The 353-nt window shown below is 43.1% G+C and carries 1 rRNA gene; it reads left to right on the forward strand.

The features are described 5' to 3' along the window. A 16S ribosomal RNA gene (locus KW839_RS27350) occupies positions 1-112 on the forward strand; the annotation flags it as partial. Between the last annotated feature and the right edge of the window lie 241 nt (positions 113-353).

A 353-nucleotide genomic window follows, 5' to 3' on the forward strand; every position in this document is an offset into this window, starting at 1 on the left:
AGAAGTAGCTAGTCTAACCTTCGGGAGGACGGTTACCACGGTGTGATTCATGACTGGGGTGAAGTCGTAACAAGGTAGCCGTAGGGGAACCTGCGGCTGGATCACCTCCTTAATCGACGACTCAGCTACTCCATAAGTTCCCACACGAATTGCTTGATTCATGCGTTTGTAAAAGTGCAGAGCTAAATATTCGCTTCGAATACTTAGCTCTGATCTTTTTCAGAACCGTTCTTTAAAAATTTGGGTATGTGATAGAAAGATAGACTGAACGTTACTTTCACTGGTAACGGATCAGGCTAAGGTAAAATTTGTGAGTTCTCTTAGTTGAGAAATTCGAATTTTCGGCGAATGTC

Source organism: Pseudomonas sp. PDM31, from assembly GCF_019218965.1.
Taxonomy (GTDB): Bacteria; Pseudomonadota; Gammaproteobacteria; order Pseudomonadales; family Pseudomonadaceae; genus Aquipseudomonas.